The sequence below is a fragment of the Rothia sp. HMSC069C01 genome (assembly GCF_001814655.1).
In the GTDB taxonomy this organism is placed as follows: domain Bacteria; phylum Actinomycetota; class Actinomycetes; order Actinomycetales; family Micrococcaceae; genus Rothia; species Rothia dentocariosa.
Map to the genome: position 1 here is coordinate 534496 of NZ_KV817408.1, position 19566 is coordinate 554061.

Here is a 19566-nt window from a genome sequence, read left to right on the forward strand (position 1 = left end):
TACAGGTAAACCTGAGGCAATTATAAAAAACTTATCCCTTAGAGCTTACCGCGAATTCTGCTCTTACGGTGACACTCTGTCACTGAAATTGTGAGTTTCCTGGAAAATTACTGAATTTTAACGTAACAGAACCCCTAAAGTTGGTTTTTTAGGGGTTCTGTTATACCCATGCTCCTAATGGAAGGAGTCGCCACAGGCACATGACCCTGCCGCGTTCGGATTATCAATTGAGAATCCTTGTTTCTCAATCGTGTCTTCAAAATCAATAGTTGAGCCATCTAGATAAGGGGCACTCATTTTATCTACGATAACCTGCACACCGTCATAATCACGCACTGCGTCACCATCAAGTACTCGCTCATCGAAGTAGAGCTGATAGATTAGCCCGGAACAGCCACCGGGCTGTACAGCAATCCGGAGGCGCAAATCGGTACGTCCTTCTTGTTCGAGCAAAGTACGTACCTTATTCTGAGCAACTTCAGTAAGGTTAACCCCGTGTGTTGGTAGCTCAGTTACAGTCTCAGTCATGTTTGTCCTTTCCTGACAATATTCCCCTGCGTAAAGTCAGATTACGCTGTCCTACTTCTTCACGACAACAGCGGACTCACAAGTTCACTAGGGGCATCAAGGTCTCTTACGTCCAGAATACCAACTTTGTAGAATTCTGTACTTAGTGTGTGAGGTATATTCCTTGAGTTGCTTTCCTTTCCTAATCTACTTACTCCTGCTGAGAGCACTCAATATCAGTGCCTCCGCTAAAATTCCTCGTTTAAAATCAGGTACATACAGCGATTCGTTGGCGCTATGTGCCCGGGTGTCTGGGTCTTCAACACCAGTTACTAGAATCTGGGCGTCGGGGAAGTTCTCCTTCAAATCCGCTATAAAAGGTATTGAGCCTCCCATGCCTGTCTGCACAGGAGATATACCCCAAGCTTGAGCCATTGCTGACAAGGTGATTTGAGCTCCATCCTGCTCAACATCTGTGGCAAAGGGTAACCCTGAGTCGACAGGAGTATAGCTAACTTGCGCGTTATAAGGTGCATGCTTCTTTATATGGTCTGCCAGAACTTTGTGCGCATTCTCGGGAGAATCACCAGGAGCCAAACGGACACTAATACGTGCCCGCGAAGTAACAGCAAGGGTATTTGAAGAATGGGCAATTGACGGAATATCCATACCTATAACGGAAAGTGCAGGTTGCTGCCAGAGCCGAGATGTAATTGATCCATATCCTGCTAGAGACATCTGGTCTAAGATTCCAGAATCTGCGCGGAATTCATGTTCAGGGTATTCGACTTTAGGGTCTTCACCACGGTACAGACCTTCTACAACAACTGCACCTTCGTCATCATGAAGAGTACCCAGCAAACGGGCTAATACCGTATGTGCGTCTAGAAAAGGGCCTCCAAAGATACCAGAGTGCACTGCGTGATTACCAGTTCGAACTTCAATATCCCCGCTAGCTACGCCACGTAATGAGGTAGTTAATGCCGGAACTCCAGCTCGCCAGTTGGCAGAATCTGCTACCACAATATAATCAGCGGCTAGGTCCTTCTGGTAGGCAGCTAGGAATTCGCGGAAAGAGGGTGACCCTGCTTCTTCCTCCCCTTCGATAAAGATCTTTACGCCAACGTTGAAATCATTGCCTAATACTTCCAATACTAAACGGAAAGCCGCCATATGGGTGATAACCCCTGCTTTATCGTCTGCAGCACCGCGGCCATAGAGGCGAGCGCCTTTCTGAACTGCGGTAAACGGGTCAGTTTCCCACTGCGTGTTATCGCCAGGAGGCTGTACATCATGGTGAGCGTATAACAGGATTGTGGGATACCCTGAAACAGCTGGTTTAGTGGCAATTACCGCTGGCATACCTTGATGTGTCTCCCCCGTTTCATCGTGGTACGACGCAGAAAGGATTTTTACCTCTAGAAAACCTGCCCGTTTCGCAAGCTCGTACACAGCTTCAGCGCTTCGTTGGACCTGGGCTAGATCAAAAGCTTCCCACGCGATAGATGGGATAGAGACTAGATCCTTCAGCTCAGTAAGATATTCATCAAAATGGGCTTCAAGCGCCTCTATGAGCGCATCATGTTCTGGGAATTTATGAGGAAAATTGACCATGCGTCTAACAATACGCTTTATACAGGGGTGGCGCATACTTTTTATTTTTGGTCTTGGTATTCGGCGTAGGCAATTATTTTTGGTTATTCTAGTAGGGTGTTTGGTCGTAAAAAAGGTAAGGCTCCGCAGGAGGCTGCTGTCGAGCCTGAAGAAGAGAAACAGCATGAGGTTCCTGAGAACTCTAAGTTCACGCCGAAGAAAGGGCGTCCTACACCGTCTCGTAAAGAGCAAGTTGCGGCGCGAAGGAGGCCTATAGTCGGTGCTGATCGTGGCGCGGCGAAGACTGCTGATCGTGAGGCTGCTGCTGAGCTTAGGGCACGGCAACGGGAGGCTATGCGTACTGGCGATGAGAAGTATCTGCCGATAGTGGATAAGGGGCCTCAGCGGCGGTACATTCGCGACTATATTGATGCTCGCCGGAATTTGGGCGATATAATGCTTATTTTGCTCATTGTTTTTCTTGTTGCGTCGTGGGTTGTGAGCGGTTTTGGCGTAGCTGCTGCTCCTGTCTACTACGGGACTATGTATGGCATGTATGCTCTGATGCTGTTGTGGGTTATTGATTACTGGTTGATGTGGCGCAAGCTTAAACAGATGGTTATTGCTAAGTTTGGCGAGGTACAGCGTGGTAGTGGTATGTATGCGTTCAACCGTGTGATGATGATTCGTCGGATGCGGCGGCCTTATCCTCTTGTTAGGTATGGGGAGTATCCAAAGTAGATACTGTGTCTTTAATGATTTCTGGGGGTGGGAAACCGTGTTTGGTTTCTCACCCTTTTTGTGAGGTTTATTTTTGGCGCGAGCGACGGATTTTGTAGAGTCCTCGGTTGATGTGGGCGGCCCATAAGGGGCCTTCGTAGAGGAAGGCGGTATATCCTTGGACGAGGTCTGCGCCTGCGTCTAGTCGTTCTTGTACGTCTTGGGCGTTGGTTACTCCTCCGACGGAGATGAGGGCTAGTTTGTTGCCTATTTCTTTCTTGAGGAGGTGTAGGACTTCGAGTGATCGGGTTTTAAGTGGTTCTCCTGAGAGTCCTCCTGCGCCTATAGCGTTAATTTTTTCTTTGGTGGTGTGGAGTCCTAAGCCTTCGCGTGCGATTGTGGTGTTGGTTGCGATGATTCCGTCAAGCTTTAGTTCTTGGGCTAGGCGAGCGACAGCTGTTATGTCTTCGTCTACAAGGTCTGGAGCGATTTTAACGGTGAGAGGCACGTGGCGGTGGGGTGAGACTCGGTTTGCTTCTTCTCGTACGGCTTGCAGGAGTGGGCGGAGTGTTGCGATGGATTGCAGTGTACGTAGTCCTGGGGTGTTGGGGGAGCTTACATTGACGACGAGGTAGTCTGCTTGTGGGGCTAGGGTACGTGTTGATATTAGGTAGTCTTCTATGGCGTTTTCTAGTTCTACAATCTTTGTTTTTCCGATGTTGACGCCGATGATGGGGCGTTTCTCGGGACGGTATTCGGTTTCTAGATCAGCACGTGCTGATGCGACTCGGGGTCCTGCGGCTGCGGCACCGTCGTTGTTGAATCCCATACGATTAATGACTGCTTTATCTTCGATGAGGCGGAATAAACGTGGTTGTGGGTTACCAGGTTGTGCTTGTCCGGTGATGGTGCCGATTTCGATGTGTCCGAATCCTAGTCCTGCAAGGGCTGCGATACCTTTCCCGCCTTTGTCGAAGCCTGCGGCTAGTCCGAAGGGTGAAGGGAAGGTGAGTCCCATGGCTGTGGTGCGGAGGCTGGGATTGGGTTGAAGGTAGCTTTTGAGGATGCGAGTGATGCCTAGGTTTTTAAGGGTTTGTACTCCCCAGAAGCCGATGTGGTGTGCTTTTTCGGGATCTATGCCTGCAAAGAAGATTTTGAAGAAGGTTGGGTATAGTCGCATTGTTTGCTCCTTGTGGTGTGGTGTTAGTTTTTGGGGCTGGGGATTTTGTCGGTGGCGCCTCCGTAGCGGCGGTCGCGGCTGGCGTATTCTTCGACGGCTTTATAGAGGGTTAGGCGGTCTACATCTGGCCAGAGTACGTTCATGAAGACGAATTCGGCGTAGGCGCTTTGCCAGAGGAGGAAGTTGGATATTCGTTGTTCGCCTGATGATCGGAGAAAGAGGTCGACGTCTGGTAGGTCTGGTTCGTCGAGGTATTTTTGGAAGGTTTTTTCTGTGATAGAGGAGGGTTTGAGGATGCCTGCTTGTACGTCTTGTGCAATGGTTGCGGCTGCGTCTGCGATTTCTGCGCGTCCTCCATAGTTGACGCACATAGTGAGGGTGCAGGTGGTGTTATTGATAGTTTCGCGTTCGCATTGTTCGAGTTGTGAGATGACGTTTTTCCAGAGTTTGGGGCGGCGTCCTGCCCAGCGGATACGTACTCCCCAGGATTTGAGGGTTTCGAGTTGCCGGTTGAGGACTTCGGTGGAGAAACGCATGATGAAGGATACTTCGCTGGGTGAGCGTTTCCAGTTTTCTGTGGAGAAGGCATAGGCGCTGATATAGGGTATGCCCATTTCTATGGCTCCTGCAACGATGTCGAGGAGGGCTGCTTCGCCTGCTCGATGTCCTTCGTTGCGTGGGAGTCCGCGTTCGTTGGCCCAGCGTCCGTTGCCATCCATGACAACGGCAACGTGTTGAGGGATGAATTTTTTGGGTATGGGGGGTGGGGTTGTTCCGGAGGGGTGTGCCGGTGGTTTTTGTGGCATGGGATTCTTTCCGGGTTGATGGTGTGTTACTACAGTATTTTACCGTGTTTGATGGTGTTTTTAGGTTTCTAGTTCGAGGTAGGTGAGGGTCTTGAGGGGGGTTTCGAGGTAGTTTTGGGTGGTGTGTAGGGTGAGGTTGAGTATTTTGCGTGCCGCGAGAGTTGAGGCGTTGTCTATGGTGTCCCAGTTCCCTTTATAGAGGGCTTGTATATAGTTATATTCGGTGGGTGTTATGGGTGTTGTAGGGGTGTCATTTTGGTGGGCGCAAGTTTTGCAGAGGGTTCCTGTTATGCCATGTGTACCTGCTGGGTGGTACCCAGTGGTGATGGGTTGATTGCAGTGTGTGCAGGTGTCAGTGAAGATGAGCCAGCCTGCGAATTTCATGGCACGTAAGATATAGCTTGTGAGGATGCGCTGTGGTGTGTGTTTGTTGTGGGCTAGCGTGGCGATTGCTCCATGAGTGAGGTGGTAGTGTGGGTTGGTGTCGTGGGGGGTACTGTTGGTGTTGAGTGTCTCTGCGATTTCAGCGATGGTGTTTGCGGCGGTGTAGGCGTTGTAGTTACCCATGAGAGTCGCTGTATAGGCATGTATGGTTGCGGTTTGGGATATGATGTGGAGGTTTGTTTTGCCTCGGGTGAGGGATATGTCGGTGTGCATATAGGGCTCTAGCCGAGCACCGAATTTTGAGTTTGGTTTGCGGATTGATTTGGCAACGGCGTGGATGACTCCGTTGTTTTGGGTGAGCATGATGATGATGCGGTCTGCTTCGCCTAGGTTTTGGGTGCGGAGGATGAGGGCGTAGTCTCGGAGGTATTTTGGGGTGCTCATGGTTTTATGTTTGTGGTGTGTGAAGAGAAACCCCGCATTCTGGCGGGTGGCTAGGATGCGGGGCCTGAGGGTTTGGTTGTGTGGTTAGTTTTTTTCGTATTCGATATCGTCGTCTTCGTCGTCGGTGTCGGTGAGGAATTCGTCGAAGTTTTCGTCGTCATCTCCGTAGACGCTAAGAGGTGTTACTTCGTTATGTACTTCGAAGAGGGCATTTTCGTAGGCTTCAAAAGCGTTTGCAATTTCGACATAGGCTTCGTCGATTACGGGGTCGTGTTCGCGGGTGCGGTGGGCGACGGCGTCAAGGTGTGTTTCGAGGGCGTCGAGTAGACGAGTGAGTTCGGTGCGGGGGTCAGTGCTCATGTGTCTAGTCTACTATCTTTTATGGCTATTGTGGTTGGAGAGTGTCATATTGTGAAGGTATGACAAACGCGTACCCAGTGTGTTTGGGCACGCGTTTAGAAGGGTGTTTTAGGAATGTTCTTTAGAATCCTAGGGTTTCCAGGGATGCGCGGATTGCTTCTGCGGAGGCGCGTAGCTTATTGTGTTCTTCGTCGTTCATGGGAACGCTGAGGACTCGCTGTACGCCTTCGTAGTTTACGACGGAGGGTAGGGACAGTGCTACGTCTTTGAAGCCGTAGAGTTCGCCTGCTGCAATGGTGGAGATTGGCAGTACGGCGTTCTGATCTCGGAGGAAGCCTTCTGCAATTCGTGCCGCGGAAACACCGATGGCGTAGTTGGTGGATCCTTTACCTTCAATGACTTTATAGGCTGCGCACATCGCTTCGTGCGCTAGTTCTGCACGTACTTCTTCAGTAAATACTTTGGTGCCGTTGTATTCCCAGTCAATGAGGGGTACCATGCCGATGTTAGCTGCCGACCAGACAGGGAACTCCGAGTCCCCGTGTTCGCCAATGATATTTGCGTGAACGCTCTTGATGGAGACTCCGGCTTTGCTGGCGACGAGCCAGCGCAGTCGAGAAGAATCGAGTACGGTACCGGAGGATAGTACTCGGTGTGAGGGTAGCCCGGTGATCTTCTGGGCGACAACAGTGAGTACGTCGCAGGGGTTGGTAACCAGCATGTAAATTGCGTTGGGTGACATTTCCATGAGGTTTGGCAGTAATTTTTCGAGGATGCGTACGTTTGCTCCTGCGAGTTCGAGGCGGGGCTGCCCGGGCTCTTGGCGGGCACCTGCGGTAATGATGATCATGTCGCAGTCACGCAGGATTTCGAGGTCGTCTCCGCCGGTGAGCTGCGCTTCATGGGCGAACATAGAACCGTGGGCGATATCGAGGGCTTCAGCGTGTGCTCGTTTGCCGTCAATGTCGTAAAGGACGATTTCATTTGCAGAGCCACGTAGGGTTGCTGCGTATGCGGTTGCAGATCCGACACCGCCTGCGCCGATGATGCCGAGTTTAGTGGTAGATTTTACGTTTTTCATTGGGTCGCCGCCCTGTCTTGGGGTTGTTGATTTGTCTGATATGTGGGCAGAAGCACGGAGTGTCTTCTGAAGTTCCCATTATCTATTATGCCTTGCTCTTTGGGGTTTATGTTGGTTTAGTTGCTCTTTTCACGATTTTTTATGTGAGTTTTTACTAGAAGACCATATTTTTCTCCCAAGAAGTCATATAAGGGCTTTATGACTTTTTGATTAATATCACATAATTTAACCCTTATTTCTGGGGGGGGCAGGGAACCTCCCAAGCCCAAACATATCTAGAGGAACTCACAGCTAGAATACTATTGCGAAGAGTAGTTTTCGTACATTGTCTGGTAGTGGGCTACAAGTTTGGTAATTTTGGTGGGTTTATACGATATTTGGGCTGAAACTACACGTTTATGTCATATAAAGTATTTTTTCTATGTTTCCTAGTAAACATTGGCATGGAAGAGTAGCATTATAGATGTAGGCTATTGAGCCTGCGCTTAACTAACCTAGTGCTGTAACAGGTCGGTTTGCGTGATAACAACAGAGTATTCAGCATTAGGCGCATCATATAGAGCCTCAAAGGTAAAGGAGTCTATCCCATGAAGGCAGCTCGTTTTTACGACCGTAATGACATTCGCATTGAGGACATACCCACCCCCGAAGTACAACCCGGTGAAGTGTTGGTCAAAGTAGCATGGTGTGGTATCTGTGGCACTGATTTGCACGAGTATCTTGATGGACCTATTTTCTGCCCTAAACATGGGCATCCGCATCCAATCTCAGGAGAAGATTCTCCTGTAACCCTTGGTCACGAATTCTCAGGCATCGTAGAAGCTTTAGGCGAAGGCATTTCCGATCTTGAAGTCGGAGATCATGTTGTGGTTGAGCCATACATTATTGCAGACTCTGTAGATGTCGGCCCAGATTCGAAGACCTATCATCTTTCTAAGAACATGAACTTTATTGGTCTTGCTGGCCGTGGAGGCGGACTATCAGAGAAGGTATCTGTAAAACGCCGTTGGGTTCACAAGATCTCTAAAGACCTTCCGTTAGATGAAGCTGCACTGATTGAGCCTTTGAGTGTCGGTTATCATGCAGTTGAGCGCGCCGGAGAAATCAAAGACGGTGACTTTGCGCTAGTTACTGGTGCTGGCCCCATTGGCCTGCTTACCTCCGCCGTGCTTAAAGCTAAGGGGGCGAAGGTCATTATCTCTGAGCTGTCCTCGCTACGCCGTCAGAAAGCATTGGATTCCGGAGTTGCAGACTATGCCTTCTCCCCTGCTGAGGTTGATGTCCTAGCAGAAATTCATAAGCTGACCAATGATAAGGGTGTAGACGTAGCCTTTGAATGCACCTCTGTACAGCCTGCACTAGACCTCATTCTGGATGCACTCAAGCCTACCGGTAAAGCCGTGATCGTATCCATTTGGGGTAAACCAGCATCGTTGGATGTTCAGAAGGTCGTGCTTAAGGAGCTCGATATTCGAGGAACCATTGCATACGTGAACAGCCACCCGGAAACTATCAAACTTGTAGAGTCAGGCAAGATTAACCTCAAGCCGTTCATTACTGGCAGGATTCCTCTTGAAGATCTCATTGACAAGGGATTTGACACGTTGATTAACCACAACGAGACTGCCGTAAAGATCCTCGTCACTACCGATCCACAGCTTTTGCCCTAGGTAACTTTCTTGTAGCCTTACAGGCAAGTCGCGAGCGCCTTATATTCTGTCTGTCAGAGTATAGGGCGCTCTAATTATTATTGTGGAAAAGTGAAATAGAAAAGGGCCTCTGATGTTTATCAGAGGCCCTTTATAATGTGCGCGAGGGGGGACTTGAACCCCCACCCTCTAATACGAGGACTAGCACCTCAAGCTAGCGCGTCTGCCTATTCCGCCACCCGCGCAGGTTACCTTTGAGAGGGCTTTGCCTGCTCAAAGCAACAAGTAATACTATACGGTTGGCAAGTACAAGCAGGCAAATCTATATAACGTGTTATCCGTCACTTTTACACATTTAGTGCTCCCCATGTTCCTTTCTAGTAACATGCAGTACAGTGTTCGGGTCACGTCCATGAAGTACTGCATGTGAGAGTTTAGAATAGAAACTATGAATAACGAGAACCTCTCACGCGAAGAAGCTGCAGAACGGTCAGCGCTCATTACCGTAGACTCATATCATGTTCACCTTGATTTGACCCATGCCAAGGATGAAAATTTCGAGACATACCCTACAGTTACAACCGTTAAGTTTAAATCCCGTAAGCCTGGTGCCCAGACTTTCATTGATTATATTCGCCACTCTATCGATTCTGTTAGGCTTAATGGCGCGCAGCTTGACCTCAACAAGGTTGTTGATGGCTCACGCATCATGCTGCCCGAGCTTGCCGAGGAAAACGAACTTACTGTTCACGGGCGTTCATACTATTCAAGGTCGGGAGAAGGTCTGCACCGCTATATTGATCCTTCGGATGGGCGTGTATATCTTTACACCCAATATGAGCCCGCCGATTGCCGTCGTGTATTCCCCAACTTTGAGCAACCCGATCTGAAGGCTGTTTTTAATTTCCGAATCACAGCCCCACGAGATTGGGTTGTCAGCTCAAACGGGGTTCTAGAATCTGAGGTGTCCGACCCGACTGACTCAAATATCGTTAAGCGCGTTTTTGCTCCTACCGAGCGAATTTCTACCTACATTACCGCGGTGTTAGCAGGTGAATACTTCACAGTCACCGATACCTATAAACCCCAGAGTATTACTAACAGCGGCGATATTCCTTTAGTGGCGTACTGCCGCCATTCTCTAAAGCCCCATTTTGACTACGATAATATCTTCCGAGTCACTAAGAACGGCTTAGATTTCTTCCAGGATCTCTTTGACTATCCCTACCCTTACCCGAAGTACGAACAGGCGTTCGTACCCGAATATAACATCGGCGCGATGGAGAACCCCGGTCTCGTAACATTCACTGAGGATTTCATTTTTGTCTCTGGTGCTACCGAAGATGATCTTGAAGGTCGCGCAAACACTATCTGCCATGAGATGGCACATATGTGGTTTGGAGATCTTGTCACTATGAAATGGTGGGATGATCTCTGGCTTAAAGAGTCATTTGCTGATTTCATGGGTGCTCTAGGTGCTATTGAAGCTAATGGTTTTAACGATGCTTGGGTAACATTCGCAAATCACCGTAAATCTTGGGCATATCTGCAAGATCAGCTTCCTACGACACATCCCATTGTCGCGGATATACCTCATTTGGAAGCTGCAGCCCAAAATTTCGATGGCATAACTTACGCCAAGGGTGCCTCCACCTTGAAGCAGCTTGTTTCCTATGTAGGCTTTGATACCTTTATCGAAGCGGCACGCGTCTATTTCAAACGTTTTGCTTGGGGGAACACCTCGCTTCAAGACTTTCTTGATGTACTTAATGAGGTTTCAGGTCGCGATATGCAGACCTGGTCTCAAGCGTGGTTACAGACTCCTGGTCTATCTACCCTCGGTACTCGACGTGTTTACCGCGAAGATGGTAAGCTCCAGGATTTGTACCTCACTCAGCAGCTACCCGACACTCAGCCAGCCGGTATCGGTCGCCCGCATGTGGTAAAGCTTGAAACTTTTATCCTTCAAGAAGAAAAACTTGTCTCAACAGGCACTCTCTCCCTTGAATACCCTGCCGATCCTATCGCAGAATATCGTGTCTCTTTGCCCCAAGAGCACAAGAAGACTGTAGGTGAAGCTGACTTACTTATGCTCAATGCAGAAGACCACACCTACGCAAAGATCATGCTCACCGATGAGGATGGTCTTCAAGCGGCAATTGCAGGAGTATCCACTCTTGAATCATCTCTTTCTCGCGGTCTTATCTGGGGATCTCTCTGGGAAAGCGTGCGCGATGCCCGACTTCCCGTTGCCACTTTCGTAGACGCGGCAGTACGGAACGTATCCTGTGAGAGCAGTGCATCCCTTTTGGGAAGTATGGTGTCGAACAGCCAAAACGCTATTACTAATTTTGGTGCCCCCAAGTCTCGACAGCCTTTGTATGATGCTCTCTATGAGTCTTTCTCGAAAGCGCTCGCTGCCGCCAAACCTGGCTCCGATACGCAGCTCATATTGCTTCGGGGGCTTATCTCTATTTCTTCCTACTCAACTCAAGGTGAAGATCTCTGCCGCGATATCGCCCGAGGGGCTTTTGAAGATACTGTGGGAGATATTGCCGATGCGACTGGTATCCCCTACGATCAGAATCTTGGGTGGAGTGCTTTGGGTACCCTGGCGGGGCGTAACCTTGTTACTGTTGCTGATTTAGACCGAGCTGCACAGTATAATCCGTCATCAATCTCAAAGAATGGCTACGCATATGCGATAGCGGCTATTCCTGATGCCGACCACAAAGCAGCCGCTTATAAACGCATCATGGAAGATTCTTCATTATCCAACGACGCCTTGACCTCAACAGCAAATGGTTTCTTGCGAGGGGATGTTGGGCTGCGAACTCCTTACTATAAGCCTTTCTTCGATTCGCTCCTATCAATGTGGGACACCCGTTCCATTGGTATGGCCACTCGTATAGTTCGCGGTTTATACCCCCGTTCGCTCTACAATTACGGATCCGCTGAAGGAACCGGGGTTAGCGATAATCCTTCAGTTGCTCTAGCCCAAGAATGGTTACGCAAGAATCCATCAGCCCCCTCCGCACTACGTCGGCTCATTTTGGAGGCACAAGATAATGCGCATCGGAATATGATCGGTCAGCAATTCAATAGTTCTTTATCCGACTAGCACTTTCTAGGCATTACAGCCTGGTACAGTATCTCTTCTTCACGCCGCTGTACTGGGTTGTAGCCTATCTATAGGTTTCATTAACGTGAAGCAGATTTTGACCACATTCATCAATTCCTTAAACGTCACCCAAAAGTTACTTTACGTGTAGGGTACTAGTTATTCCCAAAAACGTGAGAGAATTAGAACATATTCATCACCACCTAAGGAGTTTGCTTTGGTCGATTATGCTCTCGGCGACCGTGGAACCCTCACAATTGTCACCGACAACTACTATGAGGCTGAGACTCTACAAGTCTTTCAAGAGCTCCATGTCAACCGTGAACAGTCCTGGCAAGGCAAGGCTCGCCTTGTTCCAGAACCTGATAACCCCTACGAGGCAAACAGCATTGCTGTATACGTTGGGGATCATAAAGTGGGACGTTTAAATCGTGACGATTCTGCAAACTATTGGAACGCGATTACCCGCGTTGTTGCTTCCGGTTTCTCTCCTACAGCACAGCTGCAACTCAATGCTATTGCTCTACGGGCTGATAGCGGACCGCACATTAAAAGTGTAGGAAAACTCTTTCTGTCGTCACCAACCTTGCTGTTTCCTCTCAACCATGCCTCAGCGCGAGCAGCTATTCTTCCTCAAGGTCCTTCAATCAAGGTGCTTGACGAGAATGGACATGCTGAATATCTTCACAGTATTTTGCCGCCAACAGGTGAAGGACGGGTAATTTTAAGACTTGAAGTACAACAGGTTAAAAACCCAGATGGGCACATGGTCAATTCGGTAGAAGTTTTCCATGAGGATACTCATGTAGGGCGTTTAAGCTCCCAAATATCAGAACAGTTTATTCCTGTCATTGAACATGCTGCGAAACATGACAAACTCACCAATGTCTGGGGCACGATACGTGGTAACAGGCTCGAGCTTTCATTAACTATTCAGGCGGTGCGGTCAGAGAATATCCCAGAACAGTGGTACAAAGATTTACCCAACGATGTACCTGAGCTCCTACCTGAGGCCAAGAAGTATGAGGTTCCTGATGCTTTTGTCCCAGCTGAAGCGGAAAACACTCAAGGGAAGCATATTCTTCCTCAGAAGATTCGCGGATTTATCACCTCTGTTGCAGGAAAAAACGGAGTCAGCGAGGCGATCACGGCACACGAAGTTATCCCAGAGAAAGCAGCTAAACCCGTATCTTTCGATGATCTTCCTGAAGAACACACGCGCCTGCTTACCCTCGTCAAAATTATAGGTATAACCCTTCTTATAGTTGGCTTAGCAATTGCAATTTGGCGTGTTCTTCTTGGAGTCCTCATAGCAATTATGGGCGGAGCTCTCTACTCGGTCGCTCTGTATTTTGGTCGTCGGTTACTCAGACTGGCTGCTGAAGAACATGCATCCCAGACTGTTACCGTAACTCCTATACCAGCTAGAACACACGTGCAACATTAATAGCGTTATACGGATAAAATTTGGGGTAGTCAGCACGTCAGATACTGTGCTGACTACCCCAAATTTTATCTGCAGGATCTATAGACCCGTATATAGACATACCTAGTCAGACCCATAAGTATTCATAAAATCCTGCATACGATCAGCTTTCAAAGCCTCCGTCAACGAATCAACAGCAGGCTGATTAATAATAATGATTGATTGACCATCATAAGACCAGCCAGGGCCTGCGTTAGGAAGCGTCGTCATATGTAAAGCAGCCGAACCACCATTAATGACAGGTGCCGCAATCCGAAGAATCTCACCAGAGCCTAAACCACTATCAACCTTGACGTAGCCGCTAAAGGCATCCACCATATTCTTAAAATTAGTGATGTTACCCAAAAACCCCTGTTTTTGGATGGTCGTATAGAGTCCACGTAAATATGCACGTTGATTACGTACACGCTGATAATCACCCGATGCAAAAGAATACCGCTCACGCACAAACGCTAAAGCAGTGCTGCCATCCATATGCATGGTACCCGGTGTAAAGTTCCAAACGCCTGTTTGGAAAGCAAAAGGAACTTGAACATCAACGCCACCTAGAGCGTTAGTAAGCCCTTTAAACCCATCAAAGTCTATTTCTGCTACATGGTCAATCTTGACACCAATTAGTTGTTCAATGGTCTCAATTTGTAAGCTAATGCCTCCATAGTTGAGAGCTGCATTCACCTTCGCATTTCCATATCCGGGGATGCTTACCCACGAATCACGCATGATAGAAACTAAATAAACACCTTCCCCGTTTTTAGGAATGTGCATCAGCATAATAGTATCTGCCCGAGCCCCACTAACTGTTGCAGCTTCTTGCCCTGAACGTTGATCGCTACCAAGAAGAAGAATATTAGTTCCTTCGCCTTTTACGACCTGACGCGTCTTACCACCCTCTAAGGAGTCAAGAATTCCGTTACCATTCTTGTCAAGGTCATTAGCAAGAGAATCTGCCGTTTTACCATCGGGACCCACAATATTTGGATCATTATTCGGGTCTCCTAGGTTTTTTCTTAAAGAGTCTAAGTCTCCTTGTGAATTCGTAATGGAATCAAATTTTTGAGTCTTGGAGTCCCAGGTATGCCCAATGCTCCACAGGTAAATCCCCACTCCGATGATAAGAGTAAGAATAAGGATAGCAAGAATAATTAGCACCCGTTTAAGAGTCTTTCGACGGGGTTTTTCAGCGAGCGCTTCGCTCATGGGTTTGTTTCCTTCGAGTGATGTGGTAACGGCATAACCCGCATAAGAATACCGCTACAAAGTGAGTTACCTTCACATTGTAACGGTAGAAAATAAAAACACACCCCGTATCAGATTTTTAATCTATATTACGGGGTGTGTTCTTTATTGCATTCTACGTTTTACGCTTTCTTACCAAAGTTTGCAAAACGTGCGTTGAAGCGTTCGACGCGACCTGCGGAGTCCATGATACGCTGCTTACCGGTGTAGAACGGATGCGACTCAGAGGAGATCTCGACCTCAACGATGGGGTATTCGTTACCGTCTTCCCACTTCTCGGTTTTATCCGAAGTCATCGTGGAACGAGTCAAGAAAACTTTACCGGATGCAAGGTCACGGAATAGTACCGGACGGTACTCCGGGTGGATATCTGCCTTCATGCTTAATTACCTTCTTCTGTCACTGGATTTTGCCAGTAACCCTAAATAGATGGAGTAGGTTTTACGATGCACGCAGAGCGCACCATAGACCGGCTTAAAATGCACAGCCAACCACTAAGGATACCACCTTTAAAGAGGTAACGCTAGGTTCTTAGAGGGCTTGTTGTTACGAACGCAGCCTCGTTTCCCAAAACGCAACAGCTGACGCAGCTGCCACGTTCAAAGAATCGACGCCGTGGGTCATGGGAATCATAACCGTGTGTTTTGTCTGCGCCAATGTATGCGGTGAGAGTCCGTGTCCTTCTGTTCCTAGGATTAAAGCTAACTTCTTATCCTGACGTGCTGAAAGTTGCCCCAAGGTAAGAGAGTCCTCATCTAGTGCAAGTGCGGCACTTTCAAATCCGTGCTCGTGTAGAATTTCCAGGTCTTTTGGCCAGCGGGTAATCCTGGCCCAAGGTACTTGAAATACAGTTCCCATAGAAACGCGGATAGAGCGCCTATACAGCGGGTCAGCGCATCGTGGAGTAATTAAAACTGCGTCTACGCCTAGCGCCGCTGCGGAACGAAATATAGCCCCAACATTCGTGTGGTCAACAATATCTTCTAAGATTGCGACGCGGTGAGCTCCGTAAATAATATCTTCTACGGTTTGAGGAGCAGGGCGCGCCATTGCTGCTAAAGCTCCGCGATGTAGATGAAAGCCAGTTATTCGTTCAAGTTCTTCTTCCGATCCTACAAAGGCAGGAATATTATTATACTTCGTCAGTATGTCGGAAAGATCATCTGCCCATTTCTCGCTCATAAGGAATGAGAGGGGACGGTGTCCTGCATGTAAAGCACGCCGTACCACTTTTGATGACTCCGCAATATAAATACCCCAGTCAGGTTCGAGGGCAGAACGTAATCTCACATCAGTTAGGTGGGTATAATAACGAAGTGTTTGTTCAGGCGCTTGAGCTAATGGCACCACAGACGATATTGCGTACACTCGTTCTGCCCGTGCTTGCAGTTCTTGGGGTGATAATTGTTTCTTCTTCATAAAGACACTACTGGGTCAAAACTTACTCCCACCACGTACGTATGTATGGTGGGAGCAAGATAAAGCTTAGCGTTTAAAAGCACTGTAGCGCCCTGTAGAAGTGGCTGTTAAAGCTAGATCCATCGCATATGTTAATGCAAGATTATTTTCTGTGATGATCTGAGCAATAGGTCCAGATGCTACCACACGACCGTCGCGGAGCATGAGAGCGTGTGTGAAGCCTGCAGGAATTTCTTCAAGATGGTGCGTGATGAGTACAGTAGCCGGTGCGTAAGGATCAACGGCGAGTGTTGTAAGCCTCTCTACCAAATCTTCGCGTCCAGCGATATCCATACCGGCCCCAGGTTCATCAAGTAATAGGAGTTCGGGGTCGGTCATGAGAGCGCGTGCGATAAGAGTACGTTTGCGCTCGCCATCGGAGAGTGAACCGAATTGACGCTCTGCCAAAGCATCTACGCCCCAGTCTTGAAGAAGCTCATGGGCGCGATCGCCGTCGAGGGCGTCGTATTCCTCTTTCCAACGTCCTGAAACAGCATACGCGGCCGTCATGACAGCATCAGAAACTTTCTCTCGGTCAGGGATCTGGGCGGCGGTTGCTCCCGAGGACAACCCGATGCGCGGGCGAAGCTCAAAGACATCAACGGAGCCGAGAGTCTCGTCTAAGATCTCTACTTGTCCGACTGTGGGGTGCAAACGCGCCGCTGCGACCGATAAAAGTGTTGATTTTCCGGCACCATTTGGACCCAAGACAACCCAACGTTCGCCTTCATCGACAATCCAGGAAACGTTATCGAGAATATTGCGACCGCCGCGCATGACGCTCACATTTTGAAGATTAAGTACAGTGCTCATGGTTATTCTCTTCTACGATATGATCTCTACCTATGTGGGAAGGAGCAAGCCCTTTAGGGTCCTGCTTCTTCGCTCTATACGTACTTCTAATCGATGAACCCGCGAGCTCCACCGACCAGCTCAACGTGTCCAGTCTGAACATCTGCGGTAACCATGGCTGCTACCTCATGGGCAAACTCGTTGACAGTGTAAAGCCTACCTGCTGTCTCTCGACGATATTCAAGAGCCCCAGGATGCAGGCGGTTAAGCAAAGTTGCAGTCACAGTTCCTTCAATCATGTCAGCTGATACGACGACAAGTGAAATTCCTTTCTCAGTGAGCGCAGGTATTTCGGCGATGAGCGCATCTTCTCCTGCTCGTTTGGACTCTGCAACCGACTGGTATTCTGCCAGGGTTTCAACTTCGCGGATAAAGTGTGCCTGGTGACTGGTGACAAAAACGATGCGTCCTCCGTTGGGCATTTTTTCAGCTGCAAGTCGTGCAAGGTTAAGCTGTGCATCTCGGTTGAGACGCATTGCGTAGTCTTCACCCATACCAGTTTCCATACCGCCCGATGCATTCAAGATGAGATAGTCCAAGGAGCCGTAGGTTTCGATAGCAACATTCACAAGGTTTGTGAGGTCTTCAGACTTAGTTACGTCTGCTTGTACGGCGGTCGCGTGTCCGCCAGCTTCTTCGATAGCTTTGACGACCTTATTGGCTCGAGGGGCTTTGGAGCGATAGTTAACTATGATGTTTGCCCCTTGAGCCGCTAGGATTTGGGCGGTATCTGCACCTACACCTCGTGAAGACCCTGTGATAATAACGGTTTTACCGGCGAGCTGTGACATACATTTTCCTTTGTTGGTTCTGTGCTTTCTGAAAGTAAGACGTTTATGGCATGTGATAGGAAGAACCTAGTGTCCCATACCTAGACCGCCGTCTACAGGGATAACGGCGCCTGAGATGTAATCTGCCTCTGGCGAAGCTAACCAGCGAATAACCCGTGCTACCTCAGCAGGGTCGGCAAAACGTCCTGCCGGGATAGTTTTCAGGTAATTCTCTTTGGTTTCCTCAGGCAGGCTATCGGTCATATCGGTGTTAATAAATCCCGGTGCTACAACATTTGCCGTAATATTTCGACCTCCGAGCTCACGGGTGATGGAACGAGCCATACCAACAAGAGCCGCTTTAGACGATGAGTAGTTAACCTGTCCTGGAGAACCATATAGCCCTACAACAGAGGAGACGAGGATAATACGGCCTCGTTTGAGTTTGATCATACCTTTGATCGCACGCTGTGCTACACGAAAAGAACCAGTGAGGTTGGTATCGATAACATCCATGAAATCCGTTTCCTTCATGCGCATAAGCAGCATGTCACGAGTAATACCTGCATTCGCCACAAGGATTTCTACAGGACCGTATTCCGCTTCAATAGTTTTAAAAGCTTCATTAATGCTGTCTGCGTCTCGGACGTCAGCTTTAACAGCAAAGAACTCTGTGGGCGCTTCCCCGCTACGGTAGGTCACACAAACATTGTGCCCTGATGCCTTAAACTCCTGCGCGATCTTGTAGCCGATACCACGATTACCACCGGTAACAAGAACGGTCTTGGGGGTGTTATCACTCATTATTTTCCCTATAAATTTGGGGTTACTGGTCATACCTATTCTAGCCCGTTATCTATATGATGTGGTGAGCATCTGTTCTTGCAACACTTAACACCATAAGGAATAGAAGGTTTAGACTAATCAGTACAGGTAATTACCACCATGTGAATCGAAGCTAAAACGTCTATCATAGAGAGTTCGTTACTGTAATTCTGAGGGAGGTGTGTCAATGACTGCTGAAAAGCACTGGACAGCCGAAGACCTCGCGGCTCATGGTTACTACTTATCTACAGTTGATGTCGTAGAACGATTCGAAGACTCTTTAGTGACATACGAAATCAGTAATGCTTCTGCTCCGTTATCGGAGCGTGTAGATAAACGTGCTCGAGACTACATCCTCAAAATGGCGATTCGTGTAGTTTGTATTGTAGGCGCTGTATTTACAGATGGTGCCCTGCGCTGGATATGCGTCGCAGGTGCAGTACTGTTGCCTTGGGCGGCTGTAGTACTTGCGAATGGTGAGTCAAAACAGGAATCGAGTGGATTTACTGCCTATTTGCCTGAGCATCATCGGCGAGCTTTAGAAATAGGAGCAGCGTCGAATGCATCTACTGCAGATAATAAGTCCGACGCCTCTGAGAACTCTCATTGCTACGCACAAGATGCGGATTCTTCGTCGCCTTATAATCGAACCGATGTCATAGATATTTCTGAAATATAGTTTCAACAGGCATAAATACCGTTACGCGCAATATAGTAGTAAAAAGATGGAGGTGTCAGTGGATCTTCTGGGCTCTTTAGCGGGGAGCTCCTCCCCTAGTTTAGATATTTGTTCACGTAAAGGCTGCCACAACGAGGCAACGTACCAGATTCTCTGGAATAACCCGAAGGTTCACACTCCTGAGCGCCGCAAGGTCTGGTTGGCTTGTCATGAGCACGTTCAATGGCTTGAGAATTATTTACGGGAGAGGGAGCTTTGGAAACAGACCCTACCGTTTCCCCAAAAGTCCTAGCCTCATAAACTCTATTTCAGCCATATTTAGATAGGGACCGCCATATCACTGTATTGTCCGAATCTTCTCCCCTACCATAAGTAATACAGGTACACCACCGTCTCTATATACACATCTATTTTT

At 48.4% G+C, this 19566-nt stretch carries 19 protein-coding genes and 1 tRNA gene; 6 read left to right on the forward strand and 14 right to left on the reverse strand.

Translation table 11 applies throughout. From position 1 onward, the window contains the following. Positions 1 to 174 precede the first annotated feature (174 nt). Complete coding sequence (locus HMPREF2981_RS09010; RefSeq protein ID WP_004004655.1) at positions 175 to 528, reverse strand: HesB/IscA family protein; 354 nt, start codon at positions 526 to 528, stop codon at positions 175 to 177. A 186-nt stretch (positions 529 to 714) separates the two neighbouring features. Further along, positions 715 to 2121 (reverse strand): dipeptidase, encoded by a 1407-nt coding sequence (locus HMPREF2981_RS09015; protein ID WP_048778221.1) that lies wholly within the window; start codon positions 2119 to 2121, stop codon positions 715 to 717. A 96-nt stretch (positions 2122 to 2217) separates the two neighbouring features. Between HMPREF2981_RS09015 and HMPREF2981_RS09020 the strand changes: the two genes are divergently transcribed. Beyond that, complete coding sequence (locus HMPREF2981_RS09020) at positions 2218 to 2841, forward strand: DUF3043 domain-containing protein (RefSeq protein WP_048778222.1); 624 nt, start codon at positions 2218 to 2220, stop codon at positions 2839 to 2841. Between the two features lie 67 nt (positions 2842 to 2908). Here HMPREF2981_RS09020 and HMPREF2981_RS09025 read toward each other — a convergent pair whose 3' ends face one another. From HMPREF2981_RS09025 to HMPREF2981_RS09045, 5 genes are all read right to left on the reverse strand, one after another. Then, positions 2909 to 4000, reverse strand: a complete 1092-nt coding sequence (locus HMPREF2981_RS09025; RefSeq protein ID WP_004004652.1) for a quinone-dependent dihydroorotate dehydrogenase — start codon at positions 3998 to 4000, stop codon at positions 2909 to 2911. A 23-nt stretch (positions 4001 to 4023) separates the two neighbouring features. Further along, complete coding sequence (locus HMPREF2981_RS09030) at positions 4024 to 4806, reverse strand: isoprenyl transferase (protein WP_048778224.1); 783 nt, start codon at positions 4804 to 4806, stop codon at positions 4024 to 4026. Positions 4807 to 4866: 60 nt separating this feature from the next. Beyond that, positions 4867 to 5634, reverse strand: coding sequence for a DNA repair protein RecO (recO, locus tag HMPREF2981_RS09035; protein ID WP_048778226.1), 768 nt, complete (start codon positions 5632 to 5634; stop codon positions 4867 to 4869). 84 nt (positions 5635 to 5718) lie between these two features. Then, positions 5719 to 5994, reverse strand: coding sequence for a hypothetical protein (locus HMPREF2981_RS09040; protein ID WP_004004649.1), 276 nt, complete (start codon positions 5992 to 5994; stop codon positions 5719 to 5721). A 121-nt stretch (positions 5995 to 6115) separates the two neighbouring features. Beyond that, positions 6116 to 7075, reverse strand: a complete 960-nt coding sequence (locus HMPREF2981_RS09045) for an L-lactate dehydrogenase (protein ID WP_048778227.1) — start codon at positions 7073 to 7075, stop codon at positions 6116 to 6118. A gap of 587 nt (positions 7076 to 7662) precedes the next feature. Here HMPREF2981_RS09045 and HMPREF2981_RS09050 point away from each other — a divergent pair. Beyond that, positions 7663 to 8745 (forward strand): 2,3-butanediol dehydrogenase, encoded by a 1083-nt coding sequence (locus HMPREF2981_RS09050; protein WP_004004647.1) that lies wholly within the window; start codon positions 7663 to 7665, stop codon positions 8743 to 8745. Between the two features lie 138 nt (positions 8746 to 8883). Here the strand turns inward: HMPREF2981_RS09050 and HMPREF2981_RS09055 are convergent. After that, positions 8884 to 8969: transfer RNA gene (locus HMPREF2981_RS09055), tRNA-Leu, on the reverse strand. A gap of 203 nt (positions 8970 to 9172) precedes the next feature. Here HMPREF2981_RS09055 and pepN point away from each other — a divergent pair. After that, entirely contained in the window at positions 9173 to 11845 is a 2673-nt protein-coding gene (gene pepN / locus HMPREF2981_RS09060; protein WP_048779699.1) for an aminopeptidase N, read from the forward strand. A gap of 217 nt (positions 11846 to 12062) precedes the next feature. Continuing rightward, on the forward strand, positions 12063 to 13292 hold the full coding sequence (locus HMPREF2981_RS09065; protein WP_004004645.1) for an HIRAN domain-containing protein: 1230 nt from the start codon (positions 12063 to 12065) through the stop codon (positions 13290 to 13292). 102 nt (positions 13293 to 13394) lie between these two features. On the opposite strand, the gene HMPREF2981_RS09070 is transcribed toward HMPREF2981_RS09065, so the two are convergent. The 6 genes from HMPREF2981_RS09070 to HMPREF2981_RS09095 form a co-directional block, all read right to left on the reverse strand. Continuing rightward, a complete protein-coding gene (locus HMPREF2981_RS09070) occupies positions 13395 to 14528 on the reverse strand; it encodes an LCP family protein (protein WP_004004644.1) in 1134 nt (377 codons plus the stop codon). 161 nt (positions 14529 to 14689) lie between these two features. Further along, complete coding sequence (locus tag HMPREF2981_RS09075; protein ID WP_004004643.1) at positions 14690 to 14947, reverse strand: type B 50S ribosomal protein L31; 258 nt, start codon at positions 14945 to 14947, stop codon at positions 14690 to 14692. A 166-nt stretch (positions 14948 to 15113) separates the two neighbouring features. After that, complete coding sequence (locus HMPREF2981_RS09080) at positions 15114 to 15986, reverse strand: TrmH family RNA methyltransferase (RefSeq protein ID WP_080976600.1); 873 nt, start codon at positions 15984 to 15986, stop codon at positions 15114 to 15116. A 66-nt stretch (positions 15987 to 16052) separates the two neighbouring features. Continuing rightward, entirely contained in the window at positions 16053 to 16838 is a 786-nt protein-coding gene (locus tag HMPREF2981_RS09085) for an ABC transporter ATP-binding protein (protein WP_048779701.1), read from the reverse strand. An 86-nt stretch (positions 16839 to 16924) separates the two neighbouring features. After that, positions 16925 to 17668, reverse strand: coding sequence for an SDR family oxidoreductase (locus HMPREF2981_RS09090; RefSeq protein ID WP_048779703.1), 744 nt, complete (start codon positions 17666 to 17668; stop codon positions 16925 to 16927). A 66-nt stretch (positions 17669 to 17734) separates the two neighbouring features. Beyond that, a complete protein-coding gene (locus HMPREF2981_RS09095) occupies positions 17735 to 18451 on the reverse strand; it encodes a beta-ketoacyl-ACP reductase (protein WP_048779705.1) in 717 nt (238 codons plus the stop codon). 208 nt (positions 18452 to 18659) lie between these two features. Between HMPREF2981_RS09095 and HMPREF2981_RS09100 the strand changes: the two genes are divergently transcribed. Beyond that, positions 18660 to 19151, forward strand: coding sequence for a DUF3099 domain-containing protein (locus HMPREF2981_RS09100; RefSeq protein ID WP_070662515.1), 492 nt, complete (start codon positions 18660 to 18662; stop codon positions 19149 to 19151). Between the two features lie 58 nt (positions 19152 to 19209). Continuing rightward, on the forward strand, positions 19210 to 19443 hold the full coding sequence (locus HMPREF2981_RS11145) for an acetone carboxylase (protein ID WP_080976601.1): 234 nt from the start codon (positions 19210 to 19212) through the stop codon (positions 19441 to 19443). Positions 19444 to 19566 lie beyond the last annotated feature (123 nt).